The organism is Roseovarius halophilus (ex Wu et al. 2025), from assembly GCF_047086965.1.
In genome coordinates this window covers 1-529 of record NZ_JBKOTX010000549.1, presented here as the reverse complement: position 1 = coordinate 529, position 529 = coordinate 1, and the positions used below count along the sequence as shown (strand labels likewise).

Below are 529 nucleotides of genomic sequence, written 5' to 3'. Positions count from 1 at the left end.
CATGCTTGAGATCCTCACTGAGCGCACCTACCGCCACCTGTTCCTCGCGCAGGTCGTGGCACTGCTCGGCACGGGGCTGGCCACGGTGGCGCTCGGGCTGCTCGCCTACGATCTCGCCGGTGAAGGGGCCGCGATGGTCCTGGGCACGGTCTTCACGATCAAGATGGTGGCCTATGTGGGCATCGCGCCCATCGCCGGGGCCTTCGCCGACAAAGTGAACCGCCGCGCGCTTCTGGTGGGCCTCGACGTGGTGCGCGCAGCCGCGGCGCTCTGCCTGCCCTTCGTGACAGAGGTCTGGCAGGTCTACGTCCTGATCTTCCTGCTGCAATCGGCCTCGGCGGCCTTCACGCCGACCTTCCAGGCGACGATCCCCGACGTGCTGCCCGAGGAGGCGCGCTACACCCGGGCGCTGTCGCTCTCGCGGCTGGCTTATGACCTCGAGAACATCGTCAGCCCGATGCTGGCCGGGCTCCTGCTGGCGGTGGTGAGCTACAATTCCCTCTTCCTTGGAACGGTGGTGGGGTTTGCA

General features: G+C 67.3%; 1 protein-coding gene. It reads left to right on the top strand.

The window, feature by feature from the left end:
• Position 1: 1 nt before the first annotated feature.
• The coding region (locus ACH107_RS33430) for an MFS transporter (protein ID WP_412509875.1) at positions 2-529 on the top strand (528 nt) is incomplete at its 3' end.